This window comes from Halobacillus sp. Cin3, assembly GCF_947311855.1.
In the GTDB taxonomy this organism is placed as follows: Bacteria; Bacillota; Bacilli; order Bacillales; family Halobacillaceae; genus Halobacillus; species Halobacillus kuroshimensis.
In genome coordinates this window covers 1-21,637 of the sequence record NZ_CAMZMV010000004.1, presented here as the reverse complement: position 1 = coordinate 21,637, position 21,637 = coordinate 1, and the positions used below count along the sequence as shown (strand labels likewise).

The window sequence follows — 21,637 nt, the reverse complement described above, 5'->3', positions numbered from 1 at the left end:
AAATACTGGTCTTCCTAATGTGTTCATGGTTAAGGACTGAGTATTGAACGCATTTTCACTTTTTCAGAAAAATTTGATAGTATCTGTAGTACATCACAAAGGAGGGAAAGTCATGAAAGTTATATCAAAAGAAGAGATTACGAGTAATTTTTCTATGAAGGAAACGATGGACAGCATCGAGTCTTTTTACGCCAACAAAGAGAGCGAATTCATATCGCCGGACCGGATGCATATAGAGGATGGGGAGAATACGGCTTTGCTTATGCCGGCCTTCTATGAAGACTATTACTCAACGAAACTTGCAGGCGTTGCTCCTGAAAACAAAAATGCTGGAAAGGACACAATCCACGGCTTGATGGTTCTGAATGACCGCAAGACGATGGAGCCCCTTTTCTTGTGTGATGCCATTGCCATTACGGCCCTGCGTACAGGCGCTCTGGGAGGACTCGGAATCAAATACCTGGCTAAACCAGACGCGGAAACGTTAGGCATTATCGGAACCGGCACACAAGGATGGAGTCACTTAGAATCAGCCCTCGCTGCCAGAGATATCAAACATGTACATATTTATAACCGCACCGAAGAGAAAGCCCATCAGTTTAAAGCAAAAGCAGAGACCCGCTTTCCGCAAGTCACGTTTACCGTTTCCTCTGTCGAAGAATTAGCCGTAAAGTCAGACATTATCGTAACAACTACGACCTCCACCACACCTGTACTTCCTGAATTACACGATTCAGATTGGAAAGGCAAACTCATTGTAGGAGTCGGCTCCTTCCGCCCTTCCATGCAGGAAATCTCTGATCAAGTTTTGAGAATCGCTGATGAAGTATTTGTAGATGCCAGATCAGCCCTGCATGAATCCGGGGATATGATCCAGGCCGGGCATTTACGTTCGGACTTAGAGAACTCCTGGGACCTCGAAAAAATCATCACCGAAAATGATTCGCCGCGGGATTCAGAAGAAAAGACGATCGTTTACAAATCTGTAGGGGCTGCCATATTTGATTTAGTTGTCGTTCAATCGATTTATGAAAAGCTTTATAAGTAAGGAAGAAAGGTAGGAGCATGGGGCTTATCGTATGATCCGATCGAGGCCTTCTCGTTAAATAAAAATTAAAAGACCGCTAATTGCGGTCTTTGGTCTATACCGTCACACAGCATAATCGGGAAGAAACATTACTTTAACAAAAGAACCATCTTGATTATTCAGACTTGCAAACGCAGCCGGTCCATCTTTTAATGACAATCGATGAGAAATCAGCGGTTGGATGGTTAACTGTCCATTATTCATATAATGAAGTGTTGATTCCCATTCCTTACCCGGAAATGGAGAAGATATAGCATTCCAGGAACCGATTACTTTTAGTTCATTACGGACAATTCTCTCAAAGTAAAATCGTTCAAATTTTATGTTTGCATATGGAATTCCCATATAGAGAACCTCCCCTCCCTTTTTTGGAAGCGCAAGAATTTGTTCTGAAGTAACTGGGGAACCAGCACATTCTACCGCTAAATCGACACCTAACTGATCTGTGACTTCAGCTACGTGGTTCTGTAATGGATGAATAGTTGGGTTGATTATCACATCAGCTCCTACTTCCTTGGCTATTTCCAGTTTCTTGTCATCGATATCAATGGCTATTACTTGTGCAGCCCCAAAGATTTTAGCCCACTGTACCGCTAGTAAACCAATACTTCCACACCCCATAATGGCTACAGTAGATCCCGGGGATACACTTGTACGATAAAATCCGTGAGCTACTACTGAAGATGGTTCGACCATGGCTGCCGATTCATAATCAACATTCTCGGGGAGTTGAAGGACATGGGATGCAGGGAGGGTTACAAATTCAGCATAGGCACCAGGGTAGCGAGCGCCAATAAGAGTCAATTTCTCGCATTGGGATAAGTTTCCTTTTAAACAACTATGACATTCGCCACAGTAGAAAGTTGGGCATCCAGCCACACGGTCTCCCACTTTAATACGACCTGCCTTGGGGCCTGTCTCCACTACCTCCCCCGAGAACTCATGGCCAAAGGTCATCCCTTTTACATAAGGACCAAGCTTTTTATATCGGGAAACATCGGATCCACAAATACCTACCGCCTTCACCTTAATAACAACCTCGTCTTCCAGTGTTAATACAGGGTTAGGTTTTTCTTCATATCTTAAATCCTGGGCTCCATAAAGATTTAATGTCTTCATGTATCTCACTTCCTATATTTTATACATTTTCCGTTTCTTCCTTAGATACGGAATGGGAAGATCTCTTCTTCATCAACTTCCAACAAGCGCTGCCTACAATCAAGGAATTAAAAATCAGTTGGTTCTCAAAATAGACGTCTCCTATTGACTGCATCGGTCCTAGCATAAACTCAAGAAATGCATGTACCATGTAAAACCCTCATTTCCTTTTCTATTCATCTACCGGCGTCAATAAAACTTTAATAGCTTCACCACTCTTTATAACTTGGTATGCCTGATCCCACTCTGTAATCGGAAATTCGTGGGTCACAAGTGACCGAGCGTTCACTCGACCGCTGTTCATCAAATGTAGACTCGGCTCCCAATCAGCAGATTTCTGACTTCTACTTCCGATGATTTGAATTTCTTTTTGAATAATTTTCTCTAAGTTAAATTCGATTTCCGGCTTAGCGAATATACCTACTTGCCCGTATTGTCCTTTTTTCCTTAGTAGATTCAAGGCTAGGCTTGCAGCTGGTACAGCACCGGAACATTCAAAGACTACATCTGCTCCATATCCATCCGTCAGTCCGTAGACGAATTCTTGTAAATCCTGCTTCTGTATATCCAGGGCGTAGTCAATCCCAAGCTCTTCTGCTTTACTCAATCGAACTTGATCGTGGGATAAGCCAGCAATAATAACTTTTGCTCCTCTACTCTTGGCAACTTGCGCAGTAAATAACCCTATGGGACCTGGACCAATAACAACAACGAGATCGCCCTGATTAATGACTGTTTTGTCCACGGCATGAAGCGTGCATGCAAGCGGTTCTGTCATGGCGCCAGACCTGTAATCTACTTCAGGTGGGAGATGATGAACGCTTTCCTTCCTGGCAATTACATATTTGGCAAAACCACCATCTTGTTGTGTTCCGAGCCCTTTCCGATAATTGCAAAGGTTATAATCCCCATTTCTACAATATTCACATTCGCCGCATACGTAAAAAGTTGTTTCCGAAGTCACTCGATCCCCAACCTTGAATTCTGTAACGTCTTCGCCAACATCGACAATGACTCCTGAAAATTCATGACCAAGCGTTACTGGAACTTTCACTTTATAGTGGCCTTCATAGGTGTGAATGTCGGATCCACAAACACCGGTATATTTCACCTCAATCTTCACCTGACCCTTACTCACTTCCGGCTCCTGTCTATCTTGGATTACTAAATTCCCGAATCCAAGTTCTGTCTTCACAAGTGCTTTCAATCTTATCCCTCCAGTTAATTGAACAAGCTGAATACTTTATAGATGATCCAATTGACTAAATTACCGCCTTGGTCAATGCTCGAGATTTTCGCTGATCCATCCGGCATGTTGAAGTCAGCATTTACAGCCATTTCTGTGAATAAAGGAGCAACGTCAGTCGCCATGTAAAGAGATAAAGCGATCATAACTGTTCCAACGATGACGGAATGGACGATATTTCCTCTCGCGGCTCCAACAATGAAGGCTACTACGAATGGTATAGTAGCTAAGTCACCAAACGGAAGAAGCGCATTCCCTGGTAAAACGACCGCTAAAACAACAGTTATTGGTACTAGAATGAGAGCTGTAGAGATTACAGCAGGGTGACCTAATGCAACCGCTGCGTCTAATCCAATATAAATTTCCCGATCACCGAAGCGCTTAGATAGCCATTCACGGGCAGACTCAGAAACTGGCATGAGCCCTTCCATCAGAATCTTCACCATTCTAGGCATCAGCACCATAACTGCTGCCATTGCCATACCTATTTCAATAACATCCCCTACACTGTAGCCAGCAAGGATGCCAATCGCTGCTCCTAAGAACAATCCGATGAAAATCGATTCTCCGAAAATGCCGAATCGTTTCTGGATCGTCTCTGGATCTGCATTCCAATCCTTAATAACAGGGATTTTGTTCAACAACTGAACTAAGAAAATCCCAGGGGCATAAGAAATGGTACTTCCTGTAGCAATGGAAACCCCCGGAAGATCATAGAACTTACTGACCATCGGTGCTGTCCAATCTGCTACTTTAAGACAGACTACCTGGAATATCACAGCAGCAATCAAGCCCTGAACGATACTTCCAGATACTGCGTAAATCAATGCAGCCATAAATGTATAGTGCCAAAAATTCCAAATATCAACATTCATCGTCTTAGTCGTCTTTGTCACGAGCATGACGACATTCACAACAAGTCCAAGCGGGATGATGAATGCTGCTACCACAGACGCCCAAGCGATTGATGATGATGCCGGCCATCCAACATCAATGACGTTCAGTTCTACGCCTAAACGATCAACCATCCCTTGTGCAGCTGGTCCTAAGTTATTGACTAGCAAGTCAACCACTAAGAAGATCCCTACAAACGCTACTCCAATAGTCAGACCGGATCGGAAGGCTTTCCCTGGTTTCTGACCGAATAGCAGGCCTAATAAGAAGATAGCGACAGGCAAAATGACCGTTGCGCCTAAGTCTAAAAATCCTTGTACGATATTGACGAAACCCTGCATGTTTACTCCTCCCTAGTTCTAACAAGTTACAAAGAGCAATAATTTACTTTTTAAGCTCCTGTAGAATTTCTTTTTTTGTCTCTTCCGTACCAATTCCAGTCAAGAATGTCCTGGCATTGATAACAGGAAACGGATAGTCTTTTTGGGTCATCGCCGTTGTCACCAACAAATCTGCCGTATCTACATAACCCCCTACTTCTGCAATTTTAATCTGTACCAGGTCAACGTTCAGGTTGTTCTCTTTGACCATCTCTTCAATCGCTCCGTTGACAACGGTTGATGTTGCGATACCTGCTCCACATGCTACCAATACTTGTTTTTTTGCCATGATTATTTCTCTCCTTTTGAGTTATTATTTTTGAAGCGCTGTCAAAATCTCTTCTTTTGTAGCAGCTGTTCCTATACCAGTAAGGAAGGATCTTGCGTTAATGACAGGGAATGGGTATTCCTTCTGCGTCATTGCTGTAGTCACCAGTAAATCAGCCGAATCCACATATCCGCCTACTTCAGTAATCTTGATCTGCACGAGGTCAACGTCCAAGTTGTTTTCTTTTGCCATCTCTTCAATCGCTCCATTCACAACGGTTGATGTTGCGATACCTGCTCCACATGCTACCAATACTTGTTTCTTTGCCATGATTATTTCTCTCCTTCAAGAACACCAAAGTCCAGTTTTTCTTCTAATAGACTTCTAATATTCGTTTTATTTTTTTCATTAAGAATAGACATAAGTGCTTCTTCCGTTTGAAAAACACCCATTAACTGTTGTAATAATGACAGCTGCGAATGAGATTCATCCATCGCCAGTAGAAAGACAATGCGCACTGGGATCGTTTCCTTATCATCACCCATCACACCAAACTCGACCGCATCTTTCAGTACACCTACACTGATTGCTTTACGCTCGACATGATCCACGTCTGTATGAGGAATCGCCACAGCTACTCCTGCAGTTGGCAGTCCAGTGGCGTATTCTTCTTCCCTTGCGATGATAGCGGGAGTGAAGCTTTCCTTAACTAAGTTATAAGAGAGTAAATTATCTCCCATTATTTTCAGTACTTCTTCTTTGGAAGCTGCCTCCAGATTAAGTAGAATGACAGATTCATTAAAATAGATATTGCTCACCGTTTTCACCACTCTATATTAAATATTTTTCAACTTTTTATTCGTTAGAATAAGCTTGAATCAGATGATGGACATCTTTTACTTCGTCCGCTTGAATAAGCCTGGTTCGATCTCGTTCTGATCCTGCTAAGTTCATCAATTGCATTAATCCATTCATATGCTTTTTCTTATCCTCAGCAGCGATTACAACAATGACGTGGACCGTTTCTTCCTCATTAAAAGATACACCTTGTTCCACTTTCAATAGACTCATCCCTGTTTTTATCACTCCATCCTCAGGGGCTGCATGGGGAATAGCAAAATGGGGTGCAATAATGATATAAGGATCCCTTTCTATGTGATGAACCATTTTATCCACATACCTGCGTTCCACATAACCTTCCTCAATCAAAGGTTCGGAAGCGATCTCTACAGCCTGTTCCCAAGAGCTTACAGCGCTTCTCAAATTAATATGATGAATGGGAATCAGTTGATCTAAGTGAAGGATTCTTTGTTCTAAGCTTTGTTTAATAGAAGATTCCTCATTACTGTAGATATAAGAGTTCAGCTCATCCACCAACACTCTTTCATTATGAATAGTCGTGTAGTTTCGAATGATATCCATAAGATGATCCACATGAATGTCGTTTAAGACATACCCTTGAACTTTCATCATGACTTGTTTCCTCAAGCGCAGACGGTCATCGTGGTTCAGGAAGGTTTGGCACACGATCACTTTTTCACTTTCCTTGCTATCTAAAGGAATCGTGGAGAAGACTAAATCACAATCTAATTCGTATTCCATATACTCTCGTTTGGACAAAGAATCTAAGAATACAAACTCTGGAAACAGCTCGGTCAGCTGATTAAACAGCAATCTCGAAACGGAAATCCCCTGTGGACAAACCACTATTGCCTTAATCTTTTCCTCAATGCTTTCTCCTTGCCTTGTCATCCACCCACCAATCAGCATCGTCAAATAGGCTGCTTCATTGTCTGGAATTTCGGTTCCAATGAACCGTTCTAACGGCCAAACGGCGCGTTTGAGGAGATGATGAATCTCCTTAAGTTCATCCGTAATCGAATCTTGGATGAGTTGTGTCTCTGTTAATCCATATTTGATTCGGTAATAGGCAGGGCGTATATGTTGGTAAAGTTTATCCACCAGATGCTCTCTGTTTTGAAAATGGATACAGGCACTTTTCTCAAATAGTTGAAGCACTTGTGCAATAACCGGAATCAAATCAGTCGTCGCATCAATATCCGCCAGCTCCTCAGATCGATATACATTTGTCGTCAATAGATGGAGTGTCATGAATAATCGCTCTTCTTCCGGAACATCGACTGATTTAAAAATTTGACCTACAAGCTTATATGCCTTAGTGCTCGAGACATCATCATGTTTCAATGGGAAGTTCGTAATGACCAAACCTCTTTCAATTCTCCTCAGAACCAAAGCCAGTATATAAGGCATGATCTCTATTTTTTCGTCAGTGAATTGAATTTTAAGTTCGTGTTCAAGCTCCCCAATTTGATTTTTGAATTGAGATAACTGTTCTGTGGAAAGCGCGGCCAATTCTTTCACTTTGCTTTCCCCGGTATGTATCATCAATTCGTAAATCGCCTTAATCAGTACGCGACGAATTTGAAACTCTTTACCTTCCAGCAAATACCCCGTCTTCCTGGAGTATTTAATCGACACACGATAGGGTTCCAAGAAGTACTGAGCCTGCTTCAAGTCATTCAAAATGGTATTCTTACTAAAGTCCAACTCGTAAGTAAAATGATTCAAAGACAATTCTTTTCTACTTAAAAGCATCAGTATTATTAAGTGAACTCTTTGTCTCTCTGATAAAACCGACGTTTCAAACGTCGGCTTGTGCTCACCGTTAACTCGAGCAAAGATAGAACGATCTATGATGAACTGCCCCTGCCTAGTTCGCTCAATTTCCGGTAGGTTGTGAGACTCCAACCAATCATTGATTTTGGTGAAACTATATCCAAGTTGTCTCCTCGTCAAATCATACTTCTTTTCCAGTGTTGTACTTGTAATCTTCGGGTTAACAACTAACTCGCGAAGAATTTTATTACTTCTTTCGTTAAGTTTCACTCCGTCTGTCCCCCTTCCACAATTTCATTCTAGCACCTATATCAGATTAAATGTATACGCTTTCATCACAAGATAATGGAGTTAGAATGTACATCGTAGTGATTTACTTTTGTAATATTCAATTATTTAGAAGTGACGTATAGGTCCTCAGCAACCTACTAAACGTATGTTTCTATTGTATTATGATTTTAAATAAAATCTAAATTGACTCGTAATTCGTTTTTCGTCTTGATCCACAAGTTATTTCCATTTTTTGTTATGATGTAATTCTTATTTTTGAAGCAAAAAAAGCTTACCCCCTCATTAAGGGAGTAAGCTTTTTCATTTTGTAGCATTGTCACATCAGGAGGTTAGGTAAGGAAACCCTTACATCATGCCGCCCATTCCGCCCATGCCACCCATATCCGGCATACCGCCACCGGAGTTATCTTCTTCTGGGTGATCCGCTACAACTGCTTCAGTCGTCAAGAACATAGCGGCTACGGAAGCTGCGTTTTGAAGCGCAGAACGAGTTACTTTAGTTGGGTCAACGATACCCTGCTCAACCATGTTTACCCATTCGCCTGTGGCTGCGTTGAAGCCGACGCCGACTTCTTCGCCTTTCAGACGCTCAACGATGATGGATCCTTCAAGACCTGCGTTGTGGACGATCTGGCGGACCGGCTCTTCAAGCGCACGTAGAACGATGCTTGCACCTGTCGCTTCGTCGTCGACAAGGCCAAGGCCTTCGACAGAGGTAATGATGTTGACAAGCGCTGTACCACCACCGGCTACGATGCCTTCTTCTACAGCTGCTCGAGTAGAGTTCAAGGCGTCTTCGATGCGTAGTTTACGCTCTTTCAATTCTGTTTCTGTAGCAGCGCCGACTTTGATGACAGCTACGCCGCCGGAAAGTTTAGCAAGGCGCTCCTGCAGTTTTTCCTTGTCGAATTCAGAAGTCGTTTCTTCTGCCTGGGCACGGATTTGAGCGACACGGGAAGAGATCTGCTCAGGGTTTCCGGCACCTTCGACAACCGTTGTGTTTTCTTTTGTGATGACTGCTTTGGACGCGCGTCCAAGCTGATCGATTGTTGTATTCTTCAATTCAAGACCAAGATCTTCTGTGATGACCTGGCCGCCCGTAAGTGTCGCAATATCTTCAAGCATCGCTTTACGACGATCACCGAAACCTGGAGCCTTAACAGCTACCGCGTTGAATGTACCGCGCAGCTTGTTCACTACAAGTGTAGCAAGTGCTTCGCCTTCAACGTCTTCAGAGATCAATAGAAGCGGCTTGGACTGCTGAACCACTTGCTCAAGAACAGGAAGAACTTCCTGGATGTTGTTGATCTTCTTATCTGTAATGAGGATGTAAGGATCTTCAAGAACCGCTTCCATCTTATCCTGGTCTGTGACCATGTAAGGAGAAGCATAGCCGCGGTCGAACTGCATACCTTCAACCACTTCAAGCTCAGTGTTGAAGCCTTTGGATTCTTCAATCGTGATAACACCGTCGTTACCTACGCGCTCCATAGCTTCAGCAATCAACTGGCCGACTTCGTTGTCAGCAGCAGAGATGCTTGCGACCTGCGCGATGGAATCGCGGCCTTCGATCGGCTTGGAGATTTTGCGAAGCTCTTCCGTTGCTACAGCTGTCGCTTTCTCGATTCCTTTACGGATACCGACAGGGTTCGCACCGGATGTTACGTTTTTAAGACCTTCACGGATCATCGCCTGAGCAAGAACCGTCGCTGTCGTCGTACCGTCACCGGCCACGTCGTTGGTTTTGGAAGCAACTTCAGATACAAGCTGAGCACCCATGTTTTCGAAGTGGTCTTCCAGCTCGATCTCTTTTGCGATCGTTACACCATCATTAGTAATGAGTGGAGAACCGAATTTTTTATCAAGAACGACGTTACGTCCTTTTGGTCCGAGTGTAACTTTAACAGCATTTGCTAATGTATCTACACCACGCAGCATAGAGCGGCGTGCGTCTTCACTAAATTTGATTTCTTTAGCCATTTAAAATGCCCTCCTCATTAATATCGTATGTTTAAGTATTTTTGAAGAATTTACTGAATGACAGCAAGTACGTCGGATTCGCGGAGAATCAAGTATTCACTGCCTTCATACTTCACTTCGGTACCTGCGAATTTGGAGTAGATCACACGGTCGCCGGTTGCGACTTCAAGTGCTACTTTCTCGCCGTGTTCGGTTACGCGGCCGTTACCGACAGCAACAACTTTACCTTCCAGCGGCTTTTCCTTCGCAGAATCCGGAAGTACGATTCCGCTTGCAGTAGTCTGCTCTTCTTCAACTAGTTCAATGACAATACGATCACCAAGTGGCTTTAACAATTAGGACACCCTCCTTGATATGGTTGTTCAGATTTTAGTCGTTTATTAGCACTCGACATAGGTGAGTGCTAACACAATTCTTATCATAATCAATTCACTACTGTTTTTCAAGTAGAAACTCTAGAAATTTATCCAAGTTTTTCGACAAAAATCGCACGTTCCTGCGTATCGCTTACGTGTGGTTTTGAAACTGTGATAAAATACATAAAGTATGTAGTGCAGGAAGTGTTCCTGCTGCTGAATAAAAGGAGTCGTAAACGTATGCCCAAACGATATTGGTATATCATTTTAATTTATGTAGTGACACAGCTTTCCACGCTTGTCTTCGCTCCTCTTCTGATCGCTGCAGGATTTGAGCGGTTTGATGCGGTGGCTGTCTCGTCTGTCATCAGCTTTACGATCGCGACATTGATCATTCTGCTGCTGCTTCGTCCGGAAAGAAAGGATGCGTACGCGCGCGATGAAAAAGCCGGTGCCGGAAAAGTCATTCTCTGGTCGATCGCCGGTGTGTTTCTCGCTTTGTTTGCACAGGCGATCGCCGCCACCATTGAACGTGAGGTGTTCGGTGTGCCGGCCGGTTCGGAAAATACGATGGGCTTGATGGAAATTGCCCGGGAAGCCCCGCTTTTCATTCTACTCCCTGTTGTATTCGCTCCGATTACAGAAGAGATTATTTTTCGTAAAATTATTTTTGGAGAAATTTACAAACGCACGAACTTCCTGCTTGCAGTGCTGGTTTCCGCGCTTGTATTCGGTGCGTTCCACTTCGACTTTAAGCACATGTTAGTCTACTTCTCCATGGGTGTGGTATTCGCCTTCCTTTACGTCAAAACAAAACGAATTATTACACCAATCGTGGCTCATATGGCGATGAACTCGTTTGTTGTCGCCACCCAGTACTTTTTGACAGAGGAAGATATCCGCCGCATGCAGGAGCAGGTCGAGACGATCTTTATTGGAGGGTTATTCTAAACTTATGAAAACATCTCCACTATTCATGGCCCTGCTGTATTTTTCCTTAGGGATTGCTTTTACGTATATTGCCGCTCAGGCAGCGGTTGAAACGATCTGGAATGCAACGACGATCATTTTGTCGCTTGTCGCCACCTTCAACATTGCCGTGGCCGTTCGTTTATACAACCTTCATAACAAAATTAAGAATACGAAAAAATAAGAAAAACGCAGGCGCGATGCCTGCGTTTTTTATGTTTATTAAGGTGGCCGTTCCACCGATAAGTGGAACACGACCATCCACATACTTTCCAGGCGAGAACAAGCCCTTTACTTATGCTTGTTTTTCGTCCTCATCCGGAACGCCTTTCAAAATAAAGGAAAACGGCAGCGCAATCAGCAGCACAACAGCCGACACAAGGAAAGCTTCATTTAATGTCTGCAGGGTGGCTGCCTGCATATCAATATCTCCTCCTGCGGAAATCTGCGCGCGGCGGACTTCATAATAAATAGAGAAAAAGACGATACCGAGCGAGGAGGAAATCTGCCGGATGATGTTGTTCATCGCACTTCCCTGTGCGACCAGATGCTCAGGAATGGCATTCATTCCGGACGTCGTCGCCGGCATGTTCCCCATCCCCATGCCGAGACCGCGCACCGTATTCAAGGCGAGAATCATCCAGTATGGGGTGGAAAGCTCCAGCATCCCAAAACCGAGCGTCGCCAGGGCCATAATCGCAAGACCCGGCGGAACGACGTACTTCGGCCCCTTTTTATCAAGGATCCGTCCGCCGATCGACATGAACACTCCGCTCGCCGCGGCTGCCGGCAGGAACAACAGCCCTGTCATGACTTCATTCAAGCCGTAGACATTTTGAATGAGCAGCGGCAGCAGGAAAATCCCTGAGAACAATCCGATCGACGCAGCCGAAGTCACCACGATCGACACAGAATACGTCGGTACCTTGAAGACCGATAGATTGAGAAGCGGATCGTCCTGACGGTTTTCGTAAAAGACGAACAAGACGATTGCCAATAAGCCGACCACCACGAGCGTCAGGTTCAGCGGATCCATCAATTTATCCAGTGTCCTTCCGCGTCCGAGCGCGAACAACACGGATCCGATACCTAAGGTAATGATAAGAAACCCGACAAGGTCGAACTTTTTCTCCGGATGCGTTTCCGTCCGCTCCAGAAACTTCGCAGATAAAATCAGACCTGTCAGTCCAAACGGAATGTTAAAGGCAAACAGCCACGGCCAGTCCACATACTGGATCAACAGTCCCCCGACGGTCGGACCGATTGCCGGAGCGACCATCGCCGCAACCCCGTAAACTCCGACCGCCAGTCCCCGCTCATGTCTCGGGAACGAGTTGAAAATGAGTGCCATGGCGATCGGCAGCATCAAGCCCCCGGCCATTCCCTGAATCGCCCGGGAGATGATCACCATACTGAGCGTGGAGGAAAAGAATCCGGACAACGACCCAAGGATAAAAATAAACAAACCGGTCAGGTAGACTTTCTTTTTCCCGAACCGGTCTCCGAAATACCCCGTCAGCGGCATCGTCATCCCCATGGCGACCATAAAGATCGTTAAAATCCACCCGACGGCTACGGCATTGGAATCAAAAATTTCAATGAACCGCGGTAAAATCGGGTTCAGCATACTATTATTTAAGATGACGGTAAACGTTCCAAACAGAACCGATATGACGACAAGCCATTTATTCGGCAGCTTACTCATAGATGTCCCTCACTTTCTGTCGATTCGTACACTAATATCTACTATACCACCTCGGAAACGGATTAACCCTTCCATCGGCCGTTCCAGTTTATTTTTGGTCAAATGAGCGGTGTAAGCGTTCCCTTATGTTTCCAGTCTATAACCCCTGGGTAGTATACAACCAGATGAATAAAGGAGGAAGATCATATGGGACGTTTAGACAATAAAACGGCAGTCGTGACAGGAGCCGCGACAGGAATCGGTAAAGCGACCGTGAAGCTTTTCGCACAGGAAGGCGCCCGCGTCATCTGTGCTGACGTCGATGAAGAGGATGTCCGAAAAACTGTGGAAGGAATCAACACCAACGGCGGGCAGGCGGAATCCTACGCCCTGGATGTGTCCGAGCAGGAAAGTGTCCGCGTTTTTGCCAATTATGTAGAGGAAACGTACGGAACGATTGATGTGCTGTTCAACAACGCCGGTGTGGATGAAGAAGGCGGCAAGGTGCACGAATATCCGGTCGATTTGTTCGACCAGATCATTTCCGTCGATTTGCGCGGCACCTTTTTAGTCAGTAAATATCTGCTTCCGCTCATGTTTGAAAATGGTGGTTCGATCATCAATACATCATCCATGTCCGGACAGGCGGCTGATCTGGACCGTTCCGGCTACAACGCAGCCAAGGGCGGAATCACCAATTTCACCCGGGCGATGGCGATTGATTACGCACGTCAGGGCATCCGTGTGAATGCGGTATCCCCCGGAACGATTGAAACGCCGCTCGTTGATGAACTGGCCGGTACGAAAAAAGAAGAGGAAGGTCGTGAATTCCGGGAAGCGCAGAAATGGGTGACACCGATGGGCCGGTTAGGAAAGCCGGAGGAAATCGCCTCCGCCGCCCTCTTCCTCGCTTCTGATGAAAGTTCGTTCATTACCGGTGAGGATCTTACTGTGGACGGCGGACTGACCGCCTACACGTGGCCGGGTAAAATGCTGATGGACAACAGCTGGAAAGAAACGACGAAGTAATAAAAAGACTTAGAGCAGACAACGCTCTAAGTCTTTTTTATGCTTCATCCAGCGGCCCATCCTCCATCAGCGGATAATGCTTCAGGAAATAGACAAGGGCCTGCAGTTCAATCGCAAGGTCGATATGGTGCACACGAACGTGCGATGGTACGCTGATCCGCGCCGGCGTGAAATTGAGAATCCCGCTCACGCCCGCTTCTACAAGGCGTTCTGCAATGCCCTGGGCGGCGGATGCCGGTACCGTTAAGATGGCAACCTCAAGGTCACCGAGCTGATTTTCCAATTCGTCGATGTGGTGCACTTCGACACCGCCGACTTCCGTACCGACCCGCTCCTCGTTGGCATCAAAGGCCATTTCGATTTTCGTATTGTTGTTTTTCGTGAAATTGTAATTCAGAAAAGCCGTTCCCAGATTCCCTACACCAATCAGGGCGACCTTCGTCGTTTCATCCTGATCGAGCGTCTTTCTGAAGAAGGACAGCAGGTATTCCACGTTATAGCCGTAGCCCTTCTTCCCGAGTGCTCCGAAGTAGGAAAAGTCCCGGCGGATCGTAGCGGAGTCGACTTTCACCGCCTCACTCAGCTCTTTCGATGATACACGCAGCTTTCCCTGACTGTGCAGGTTATTCAAGAAGCGGTAATACAGCGGCAGCCGCTTGGCTGTCGCCTGTGGAATTTTTGCTTGTTCCATATCCATGGCTCCGACCTCCTTTACCGATCCGTTCGTTTATAGTCGCCATTTTTGCCACCGGTCTTCTCCGACAAATACGTCGGCCCGATGACCATCCCTTTATCTACGGCTTTACACATGTCATACACCGTAAGCGCAGCAGCGGACGCAGCCGTGAGCGCTTCCATTTCCACACCTGTGCTTCCCTTCGTCCTGGCGGAAACCTCGATGATCAAACGCGGTTTCTCTCCATCAAGCTCCCAGTCGAAGGAAATATCGACACCCTTCAACGGTAGAGGGTGACACATCGGAATCCAGTTCGGGGTTTTTTTAGCAGCCATGATACCGGCCACCTGGGCTACAGACAGAACGTCCCCTTTTTCCATCGTCCGTTCTGTAATTTTATGATAAATCTCTTTGTTCACTTCTACACTTGTGAAGGCGACCGCCGTCCTTACGGTATCTTCCTTGCCGGATATATCCACCATCCGGGCACGGCCTTCTTCATTGAAATGACTAAATTCCGTCATTGGCACGTTCCCCTTTTTCTACATGGTTCTGATTGAAACACTACTCTTATTCTACCAAAAAATCAAACCGGAGTCGTCAACGTTCGCTTTTCACACGGGGGATTCTGTTGCTAGTGGGCATCCGTATAAGATACACTTAGTTCATCGAGGTGAAACGACATGATTCTCATGCAGCTGAATCAACTGACGAAGCGTTTCGGCGCCGAGTTGATTTTAACGAATATTAAATTGGAAGTACAAAAGAATGACCGGATCGCCATCGTCGGCCGGAACGGGGCAGGAAAATCGACCCTGTTGAAGATTATGGCCGGAGAGATGAGCTACGATTCTGGAGATATGTTCAAACCGAAAGATGCATCGGTCGGATACCTGGAGCAGCATACAGGTCTGCAGTCCGAAAAGTCGATCTGGGATGAGATGGAGCAGGTTTTTGACCACTTAAAATCATTGGAAAAAGAACTCCGCTCCATGGAAGTGCAGATGGCCGATCCCGCGCTGATGGAAGATCAGACCCGCTATCAGCAGCTGCTGAAGGACTACGACCGGAAGCAGGAGCAGTTCAAGACCGCCGGCGGCTACCACTATGAAGCCGATATCCGGGCCGTCTTGAACGGACTTAACTTCAAGGATTTTGACTGGACTACACCGATTTCTACATTAAGTGGAGGTCAGAAAACACGGCTGGCGCTCGGGAAGCTGCTGTTAACCAGTCCCGATCTATTGATTCTTGATGAGCCGACCAACCACCTGGACATCGATACGCTGAGCTGGCTGGAAAACTACCTCCAGGGCTATCCCGGTGCCGTTGTCATTGTTTCGCACGACCGTTACTTCCTGGATAAAATCGTCGATACCGTATACGAGATCGCTTTTCAATCATCGAAGAAGTATCATGGCAACTACAGCAACTATTTAAAGAAAAAGGAAGCCGACTTCGAACAGGAAATGAAGCGCTTTGAAAAGCAGCAGGAAGAAATCAAACGGATGGAGGACTTCATCCAGAAGAACCTTGTCCGGGCGACAACGAGTAAGCGGGCGCAGAGCCGCCGCAAGCAGCTCGAGAAAATGGATAAGCTGGACAAGCCCAAGGAAGACAACCTGTCAGCGAAGTTCAGTTTCCAGGCTGCGAGAAGAAGCGGCAATGATGTGCTGAAGCTGAGAGACTATGCCTTCCGCTATTCGGACAGCTCGTCCTATTTATTCGATAACCTGACGCTTGATCTGAACCGTGGGGACTCTGTAGCGCTCGTCGGGCCAAACGGTGTTGGAAAAACGACCCTCCTGAAGACGCTTGTCGGTGAACTGGAAGGGACAAAAGGGAAAAAGCTCCTCGGCACAAACGTCCAGATCGGCTATTATGACCAGGAACAACTCAAGCTTCAGTCTAAGAAAACGGTGCTGAACGAGCTGTGGGATGATTACCCAATGAAAAATGAAAGAGATATCCGGACGATTCTCGGCAACTTCCTGTTTTCAGGGGAGGACGTGCTGAAACCGGTCTCTGCATTGAGCGGCGGGGAAAAAGCACGATTGTCCCTCGCCAAGCTGATGATGCAGGAAGCCAATTTCCTCATTCTCGATGAACCGACCAACCACCTGGACCTGGACAGTAAAGAAGTGCTGGAAGCCGCACTCGTCGACTACCCGGGCACCCTGCTGTTCGTTTCCCACGACCGTTACTTCATCAACAAGATTGCCGATCAAGTCGTGGAAATGAAGCCGGAGAACACACGCCTGTTCCTCGGGGACTATGACTATTATGTGGAGAAGAAGCAGGAAGAATACGAACTGCAGCAGTTGGAAGAAGCCGAACGCGCCCAGGAAAAACCTGCGGAAAAGCAGACGCCTCCGAAAAACAGCTTTGAAGAGGATAAAGCCGCGAAGCGTGAGGAACGCCGGAAAAACCGCCGGATTGCTGAAATCGAAAAGGAAATCGAGGAAGTAGAAGCTGTACTGGAAGAAAACGAAGAACTGCTCTGTGATCCGGATATTTACCAGGATCACGAACGCTCTCTTGAAATTACGGAAGACAATAAAGAAAAGAATGCTCGTTTAGAAGCTTTAATGGAAGAATGGGAAGCTCTTCATGAGTAAACAAGAAAGCCGGCGCTCATACGCCGGCTTTTTTAGATTGTAGAAAAAGGAACGGTCTTTTTTGTGAAGCTGTCCCTTTTACGTGAATATTCACATTCTGCTTATCGGTGGATGCTTCCCGCAGGCATCACTTCTGAACACTCCTCGTAAGCTCAATAGATCAGAGGCCTAAAAGGGGTCCTTCTTATACCCCTGTGAACCACTATTCAATATCCACAAAGTTTTCAACAGATCCACACGCGTATTTACAGTTCTCAACAGGGTTATACACATTATCCACAGAAAAACCCATACTTATCCACGCAAAATGGTAACGTTTTCTTTCCATTATCTACTTGCCCACAGCCTTTTACTGGAAAAACAACTTATGCACATGTGGATAACTAAAAAAGAAAGCTCCCCTTTAGGAAGGAGAGCCTGTTTTCCTTGCTCCGTACCTTTCAAGATCGAGCCCGGGGTTGGCATTTAAATCCCAGCCGGAACGATGGCCTTGATTGAAAGCTACAGCACCAGCTGCAGCAATCATGGCTGCATTATCCGTACACAAATGAAGTGGTGGGATCAGCAGTTCTGCCTCACTGTTTTGGAATTTTTCCTCCAACGCTTTTCTTAATCCTTTATTGGCGGCCACCCCACCAGCAACAATCATCTGTTTCACACCGTATTCCTCTGCAGCACGGAGGGCTTTCGTAGATAAAACATCGACAACACTCGCCTGGAAGCTGGCCGCAACGTCCTCAGCCTTTAACTCTTCCCCACGCTGCTTCGCCTTATGAAGACGGTTGATGACGGCTGACTTCAATCCACTGAAGCTGAAGTCGTAGGAACCGTCCTCGAGCCATGCCCGTGGAAACTCGATCGTTTCTTCCCCTTCATGAGCCAGACGATCGATATGGGGACCACCTGGATAGGGAAGTTTCAGCGTCCGGGCGACTTTGTCATAGGCTTCTCCTGCAGCATCATCGCGTGTTTCCCCGATAATCTCAAACGAGCCGTGCTCGCGCATCAGTACGAGCTCCGTGTGACCACCGGAAACGACGAGCGCCAACAGTGGAAACTGAAATTCTTTTTCCAGACGGTTCGCATAGATATGGCCTGCGATATGATGCACGCCAACGAGTGGCTTCTGCTTGGCAAAAGCTATCGACTTCGCGGCGTTTACACCGACTAACAACGCGCCGACCAGCCCCGGTCCTTCTGTCACAGCAATCGCATCCATATCATCAATCGTCATGCCCGAGTCATCCAGTGCCTGCTGAAGCGTGAGGGTCATCTGCTCAATATGATGCCTTGACGCGATTTCCGGGACGACGCCGCCAAAGCGCTTATGACTTTCTATTTGTGAGGCAACGACGTTTGTAATCAGTTCGGTTTCGTTTTTCACGACAGCAACGGCTGTTTCATCACAACTCGTTTCAATTGCAAGAATGTATTGATCTTCATTCATTTTAATCCCACCCACATAACGAGCGCATCTTCTCCATTGTCTGTATAATACCTCTTCCGTACACCACCGGGGACAAGACCGAATTTCCGGTATAGATGCTGGGCAGCCATGTTGGAGACACGGACTTCAAGGGAAAGCTGTACAGCTCCCCGCTCGACGGCTTCCCGGCACGTATGTCCGAAGAGCAGCTCCCCATACTTGTATCCACGGTACTCAGGAAGAATGGCAATGTTGGTTATATGCGCTTCATCGATAATTAACCACAACCCACAATATCCGATGATTTTCTCATCCTCTTCCACAACATAGTAGAAGGAGTATGGATTGTCGGTCATTTCTTTTTCAAATGTTTCCTGTGACCACGGCACAGCAAAAGATGCTTTTTCCACCTGCATCACAGCTTCGACATCGTCAATGGTCATTCGCCGGACGGACGCCATTTTACTTGTTCTCCTGCTGGGCCAGCCATTTGGCCTCTGCTTCAGGAAGGCGGAGATAATTCGGGACAAGGTCATGCAGCGGCCCCGGTTCCTTGTCAGCTCCAGCAGCTGCGACTAGGGAAGGTCTAGCGAACTGGTAAGGTGCGGCCGGAATGACAGCCTGGTCACCGAGCACTTCAAGGATTCGTTCCTTATGCACAGCTGTATCTTGACTGATAAACAGCACCTTTTCTCCCTGCTCTTTCAGCTCCTGAAGCCAGTCCTCCATCAGCAGGTTGCGCTCCTCTTTCACTAGGTTCATCTCTCTGTCATACAACCCGGTATACACTAAACCGCGCCGGGCATCGAAAAACGGGCTGATATATCCTTGGAAAAAGGCTCCCTGACGTGCAGCCGCCTCCAGGCTGGATACACCGACAACAGGAATTCCAAGAGACCATGCCATCGTTTTCGCCGTCGTCAGTCCGATGCGGACACCTGTATAGGATCCAGGTCCGTGAGCGACAGCGATCCTGTCCAGTTCTTCCGGTTTCATTCCTGTGTCCTTCATCACCTGGTCAATCGCAGGCATCAGCCGGATGGAATGGTTCTTTTTCATATGGGTCACGTATTCCCCGGCGACTTCACCGTCTCTAAGAACCGCGACTCCCATTACGTAATTCGAAGTATCGATCGCTAAAATATTCATGACAAAATCTCCTTACATACCTGTTCCAATCGAGGAGAGGCTGTTTCAAAGTGAAAGACGCGTACGGTATCATCCAGGTACCGGATGGTGATCTCCAGTCGCTCTTCTGGAAGGTATTCCTCAATGAACTGGGCCCACTCCACAACGGTAACCCCGCCGCCGTCCAAATACTCATCGAAGCCGAGGTCCTCATCACTGTCCTCCAGACGATAAACGTCCATATGATAAAAAGGCACTCGCCCCTGATATTCCTTAATAATCGTAAAAGTCGGGCTGTTAATGGTCCGTTTCACACCAAGACCCTTTCCTAATCCCTTCGTAAACGTCGTCTTCCCCGCTCCGAGATCTCCTTCAAGGGTGAGTACATCACCCGCAGTCAGCTTCTCTCCAAGCCGGACAGCCATATCGTTTGTCTCTTGTACTGAACTGCTTTTCCATTCGAATGCAGTCATTTACTCACCCTCTTCCTTTAAATGTGTATACCCGGAGGCGTCAAGTCTCTCCCGCCCTCCATCTTTGGCGAGCCATACAGAGGGACTGTCAGACCTCATATGCTCCACATATCCAATCCGGGTCACACGGACACCCACGGACTCTGCCGTTTTTTCAACGACAGCCCAATCCTTCTCCGGAACTGTGCCAAGCAGCTCAAAGTCTTCACCACCGGAAAACATCCATGCTTGATAATGACCAGGATAACACCTCTCTAGAGCTTTGGAATAAGGAACCACCTCCGGATCAATGATGAGATCCATGTGTGAAGCGGCTGCGATTTCATTGGCTTCACTGGCAATCCCATCACTCACATCATTGAGCGCCATGCGGTTCAAAGAAGCCAGAGAAGAAGCGAAGGTGATTCTCGGCTCCGGCGTACGGTGACGCTGGATCAAATAATCAAGACCGTCGGACGATGCTGTACTTCCTGTGAGCAGGTATTCCAAGCCCCCTCTGGAATCTCCTAGCGTACCGGTAACAAAGAGAAGATCGCCGGCTTGAGCGTGAGAGCGGTACCGGGCTTTATCCTTGGATACAGACCCGATCACGGTCACAGTGAGCGACAGCTCCTGCCCGGAAACCGTATCTCCACCGATTAAGTCGACATCATAAAGATCAGCAAGCCGTTTCATGCCTTGATAGACCGCCTGCAGTTCCTGTTCCGACCAACTTTTTGGAATCGTAATCGAAACCATGTAGAAGCGGGGCGTGCTCCCCATCGCAGCCAGATCGCTCAGGTTAGCAGCAAGCACCCGCCATCCGATATGCTCAGGATCCATGGTTTCTCTTGTGAAATGGACCCCTTCCACCATCGTGTCGACAGCCGTGACGAAATCACCGTCCAACGGACGGATAACAGCTGCATCATCGCTGATCCCCTTCATGACTGAGGCCTGGCGGTAAAATTTCGGTTGTATGGAACGTATAAATGAAAACTCATCCATCATTCTAACCCTTTCCGTACGTTATGAATACTCCTAGTATACCAGGACACGCCCTCTAATAAAAAAATCCATAATAAAAGCCTTAGGAAAGCATCCTAAGGCTGTATGTATAACATTTAAAAGTTTAAAATAGTGGCGGTCCGGACGGGACTCGAACCCGCGACCTCCTGCGTGACAGGCAGGCATTCTAACCAACTGAACTACCGGACCATGATTTGGAAAATCATTTTAGACAAAAAAATTTTTGGAAGCGCCTGTGAAGCACGACCAAGAAATAATTTGGTTGCGGGGACAGGATTTGAACCTGTGACCTCCGGGTTATGAGCCCGACGAGCTACCAGACTGCTCTA

General features: G+C 46.7%; 22 protein-coding genes and 1 tRNA gene. 5 read left to right on the top strand and 18 right to left on the bottom strand.

Annotated features, from left to right (window positions below; all coding sequences use genetic code 11):
- The first annotated feature begins 112 nt into the window (after positions 1-112).
- Entirely contained in the window at positions 113-1,048 is a 936-nt protein-coding gene (locus tag QMA39_RS13220) for an NAD(P)-binding domain-containing protein (protein ID WP_281659003.1), read from the top strand.
- 102 nt (positions 1,049-1,150) lie between these two features.
- Here the strand turns inward: QMA39_RS13220 and QMA39_RS13215 are convergent, their stop codons facing one another.
- The 9 genes from QMA39_RS13215 to groES form a co-directional block, all read right to left on the bottom strand.
- On the bottom strand, positions 1,151-2,206 hold the full coding sequence (locus QMA39_RS13215) for a galactitol-1-phosphate 5-dehydrogenase (protein ID WP_281659002.1): 1,056 nt from the start codon (positions 2,204-2,206) through the stop codon (positions 1,151-1,153).
- 211 nt (positions 2,207-2,417) lie between these two features.
- The gene (locus QMA39_RS13210; RefSeq protein ID WP_281659001.1) at positions 2,418-3,452 is read right to left on the bottom strand and encodes a zinc-binding dehydrogenase; all 1,035 of its coding nucleotides are present in this window, start codon (positions 3,450-3,452) and stop codon (positions 2,418-2,420) included.
- Positions 3,453-3,466: 14 nt separating this feature from the next.
- Positions 3,467-4,726: a galactitol-specific PTS transporter subunit IIC gene (locus QMA39_RS13205; protein WP_160841209.1), complete on the bottom strand. Its 1,260-nt coding sequence runs from the start codon at positions 4,724-4,726 to the stop codon at positions 3,467-3,469.
- A 43-nt stretch (positions 4,727-4,769) separates the two neighbouring features.
- Positions 4,770-5,054 carry a PTS sugar transporter subunit IIB gene (locus QMA39_RS13200; protein ID WP_079478516.1) on the bottom strand — a complete coding sequence of 95 codons (285 nt, stop codon included), beginning with the start codon at positions 5,052-5,054 and terminating at the stop codon, positions 4,770-4,772.
- Between the two features lie 24 nt (positions 5,055-5,078).
- Positions 5,079-5,363 carry a PTS sugar transporter subunit IIB gene (locus QMA39_RS13195; RefSeq protein ID WP_281659000.1) on the bottom strand — a complete coding sequence of 95 codons (285 nt, stop codon included), beginning with the start codon at positions 5,361-5,363 and terminating at the stop codon, positions 5,079-5,081.
- 2 nt (positions 5,364-5,365) lie between these two features.
- A complete protein-coding gene (locus QMA39_RS13190) occupies positions 5,366-5,851 on the bottom strand; it encodes a PTS sugar transporter subunit IIA (protein ID WP_281658999.1) in 486 nt (161 codons plus the stop codon).
- A 37-nt stretch (positions 5,852-5,888) separates the two neighbouring features.
- Positions 5,889-7,940, bottom strand: coding sequence for a BglG family transcription antiterminator (locus QMA39_RS13185; RefSeq protein ID WP_281658998.1), 2,052 nt, complete (start codon positions 7,938-7,940; stop codon positions 5,889-5,891).
- Positions 7,941-8,306: 366 nt separating this feature from the next.
- Positions 8,307-9,941 (bottom strand): chaperonin GroEL, encoded by a 1,635-nt coding sequence (gene groL / locus QMA39_RS13180; protein ID WP_281658997.1) that lies wholly within the window; start codon positions 9,939-9,941, stop codon positions 8,307-8,309.
- A 50-nt stretch (positions 9,942-9,991) separates the two neighbouring features.
- On the bottom strand, positions 9,992-10,276 hold the full coding sequence (groES, locus tag QMA39_RS13175; protein ID WP_027955522.1) for a co-chaperone GroES: 285 nt from the start codon (positions 10,274-10,276) through the stop codon (positions 9,992-9,994).
- 261 nt (positions 10,277-10,537) lie between these two features.
- Between groES and QMA39_RS13170 the strand changes: the two genes are divergently transcribed.
- Together QMA39_RS13170 and QMA39_RS13165 are read left to right on the top strand one after the other, a co-directional pair.
- On the top strand, positions 10,538-11,248 hold the full coding sequence (locus QMA39_RS13170; protein ID WP_281658996.1) for a type II CAAX endopeptidase family protein: 711 nt from the start codon (positions 10,538-10,540) through the stop codon (positions 11,246-11,248).
- 4 nt (positions 11,249-11,252) lie between these two features.
- Entirely contained in the window at positions 11,253-11,450 is a 198-nt protein-coding gene (locus tag QMA39_RS13165) for a YdiK family protein (protein ID WP_027955520.1), read from the top strand.
- A gap of 111 nt (positions 11,451-11,561) precedes the next feature.
- Here QMA39_RS13165 and QMA39_RS13160 read toward each other — a convergent pair whose 3' ends face one another.
- Entirely contained in the window at positions 11,562-12,971 is a 1,410-nt protein-coding gene (locus QMA39_RS13160; RefSeq protein WP_281658995.1) for an MDR family MFS transporter, read from the bottom strand.
- A 186-nt stretch (positions 12,972-13,157) separates the two neighbouring features.
- Between QMA39_RS13160 and QMA39_RS13155 the strand changes: the two genes are divergently transcribed.
- The gene (locus QMA39_RS13155; protein ID WP_027955518.1) at positions 13,158-13,979 is read left to right on the top strand and encodes an SDR family oxidoreductase; all 822 of its coding nucleotides are present in this window, start codon (positions 13,158-13,160) and stop codon (positions 13,977-13,979) included.
- 37 nt (positions 13,980-14,016) lie between these two features.
- On the opposite strand, the gene QMA39_RS13150 is transcribed toward QMA39_RS13155, so the two are convergent.
- Positions 14,017-14,676 carry a redox-sensing transcriptional repressor Rex gene (locus tag QMA39_RS13150; RefSeq protein WP_281658994.1) on the bottom strand — a complete coding sequence of 220 codons (660 nt, stop codon included), beginning with the start codon at positions 14,674-14,676 and terminating at the stop codon, positions 14,017-14,019.
- Between the two features lie 14 nt (positions 14,677-14,690).
- Positions 14,691-15,179: a cyclic pyranopterin monophosphate synthase MoaC gene (gene moaC, locus QMA39_RS13145; protein ID WP_206933692.1), complete on the bottom strand. Its 489-nt coding sequence runs from the start codon at positions 15,177-15,179 to the stop codon at positions 14,691-14,693.
- Positions 15,180-15,338: 159 nt separating this feature from the next.
- Between moaC and QMA39_RS13140 the strand changes: the two genes are divergently transcribed.
- Entirely contained in the window at positions 15,339-17,273 is a 1,935-nt protein-coding gene (locus QMA39_RS13140) for an ABC-F family ATP-binding cassette domain-containing protein (protein ID WP_027955515.1), read from the top strand.
- 403 nt (positions 17,274-17,676) lie between these two features.
- Here the strand turns inward: QMA39_RS13140 and tsaD are convergent, their stop codons facing one another.
- The 6 genes from tsaD to QMA39_RS13110 all read right to left on the bottom strand — a co-directional run bounded on the left by tsaD (position 17,677) and on the right by QMA39_RS13110 (position 21,497).
- Positions 17,677-18,720, bottom strand: a complete 1,044-nt coding sequence (gene tsaD, locus QMA39_RS13135) for a tRNA (adenosine(37)-N6)-threonylcarbamoyltransferase complex transferase subunit TsaD (RefSeq protein ID WP_206933687.1) — start codon at positions 18,718-18,720, stop codon at positions 17,677-17,679.
- Complete coding sequence (rimI, locus tag QMA39_RS13130) at positions 18,717-19,160, bottom strand: ribosomal protein S18-alanine N-acetyltransferase (protein ID WP_027955823.1); 444 nt, start codon at positions 19,158-19,160, stop codon at positions 18,717-18,719. The genes tsaD and rimI overlap by 4 nt, the downstream gene beginning before the upstream one ends.
- A 1-nt stretch (position 19,161) precedes the next feature.
- A complete protein-coding gene (tsaB, locus tag QMA39_RS13125; RefSeq protein ID WP_206933684.1) occupies positions 19,162-19,848 on the bottom strand; it encodes a tRNA (adenosine(37)-N6)-threonylcarbamoyltransferase complex dimerization subunit type 1 TsaB in 687 nt (228 codons plus the stop codon).
- The gene (gene tsaE / locus QMA39_RS13120) at positions 19,845-20,300 is read right to left on the bottom strand and encodes a tRNA (adenosine(37)-N6)-threonylcarbamoyltransferase complex ATPase subunit type 1 TsaE (protein ID WP_281658993.1); all 456 of its coding nucleotides are present in this window, start codon (positions 20,298-20,300) and stop codon (positions 19,845-19,847) included. Before tsaE ends, tsaB begins: the two co-directional genes overlap by 4 nt.
- Positions 20,301-21,287 (bottom strand): thiamine-phosphate kinase, encoded by a 987-nt coding sequence (thiL, locus tag QMA39_RS13115; RefSeq protein WP_281658992.1) that lies wholly within the window; start codon positions 21,285-21,287, stop codon positions 20,301-20,303.
- Positions 21,288-21,420: 133 nt separating this feature from the next.
- Positions 21,421-21,497, bottom strand: a tRNA-Asp gene (locus QMA39_RS13110).
- Between the last annotated feature and the right edge of the window lie 140 nt (positions 21,498-21,637).

Coding starts and splice junctions, on each gene's coding strand:
- rimI (WP_027955823.1), bottom strand. CDS start 19,160: ATGGCGTCCGTCCGGCGAATGACCATTGACGATGTCGAAGCTGTGATG.
- QMA39_RS13220 (WP_281659003.1), top strand. CDS start 113: ATGAAAGTTATATCAAAAGAAGAGATTACGAGTAATTTTTCTATGAAG.
- thiL (WP_281658992.1), bottom strand. CDS start 21,287: ATGGATGAGTTTTCATTTATACGTTCCATACAACCGAAATTTTACCGC.
- tsaD (WP_206933687.1), bottom strand. CDS start 18,720: ATGAATGAAGATCAATACATTCTTGCAATTGAAACGAGTTGTGATGAA.
- QMA39_RS13160 (WP_281658995.1), bottom strand. CDS start 12,971: ATGAGTAAGCTGCCGAATAAATGGCTTGTCGTCATATCGGTTCTGTTT.
- QMA39_RS13140 (WP_027955515.1), top strand. CDS start 15,339: ATGATTCTCATGCAGCTGAATCAACTGACGAAGCGTTTCGGCGCCGAG.
- QMA39_RS13165 (WP_027955520.1), top strand. CDS start 11,253: ATGAAAACATCTCCACTATTCATGGCCCTGCTGTATTTTTCCTTAGGG.
- groL (WP_281658997.1), bottom strand. CDS start 9,941: ATGGCTAAAGAAATCAAATTTAGTGAAGACGCACGCCGCTCTATGCTG.
- QMA39_RS13215 (WP_281659002.1), bottom strand. CDS start 2,206: ATGAAGACATTAAATCTTTATGGAGCCCAGGATTTAAGATATGAAGAA.
- QMA39_RS13170 (WP_281658996.1), top strand. CDS start 10,538: ATGCCCAAACGATATTGGTATATCATTTTAATTTATGTAGTGACACAG.
- moaC (WP_206933692.1), bottom strand. CDS start 15,179: ATGACGGAATTTAGTCATTTCAATGAAGAAGGCCGTGCCCGGATGGTG.
- QMA39_RS13195 (WP_281659000.1), bottom strand. CDS start 5,363: ATGGCAAAGAAACAAGTATTGGTAGCATGTGGAGCAGGTATCGCAACA.
- tsaB (WP_206933684.1), bottom strand. CDS start 19,848: ATGAATATTTTAGCGATCGATACTTCGAATTACGTAATGGGAGTCGCG.
- QMA39_RS13205 (WP_160841209.1), bottom strand. CDS start 4,726: ATGCAGGGTTTCGTCAATATCGTACAAGGATTTTTAGACTTAGGCGCA.
- QMA39_RS13150 (WP_281658994.1), bottom strand. CDS start 14,676: ATGGATATGGAACAAGCAAAAATTCCACAGGCGACAGCCAAGCGGCTG.
- tsaE (WP_281658993.1), bottom strand. CDS start 20,300: ATGACTGCATTCGAATGGAAAAGCAGTTCAGTACAAGAGACAAACGAT.
- QMA39_RS13200 (WP_079478516.1), bottom strand. CDS start 5,054: ATGGCAAAAAAACAAGTATTGGTAGCATGTGGAGCAGGTATCGCAACA.
- QMA39_RS13155 (WP_027955518.1), top strand. CDS start 13,158: ATGGGACGTTTAGACAATAAAACGGCAGTCGTGACAGGAGCCGCGACA.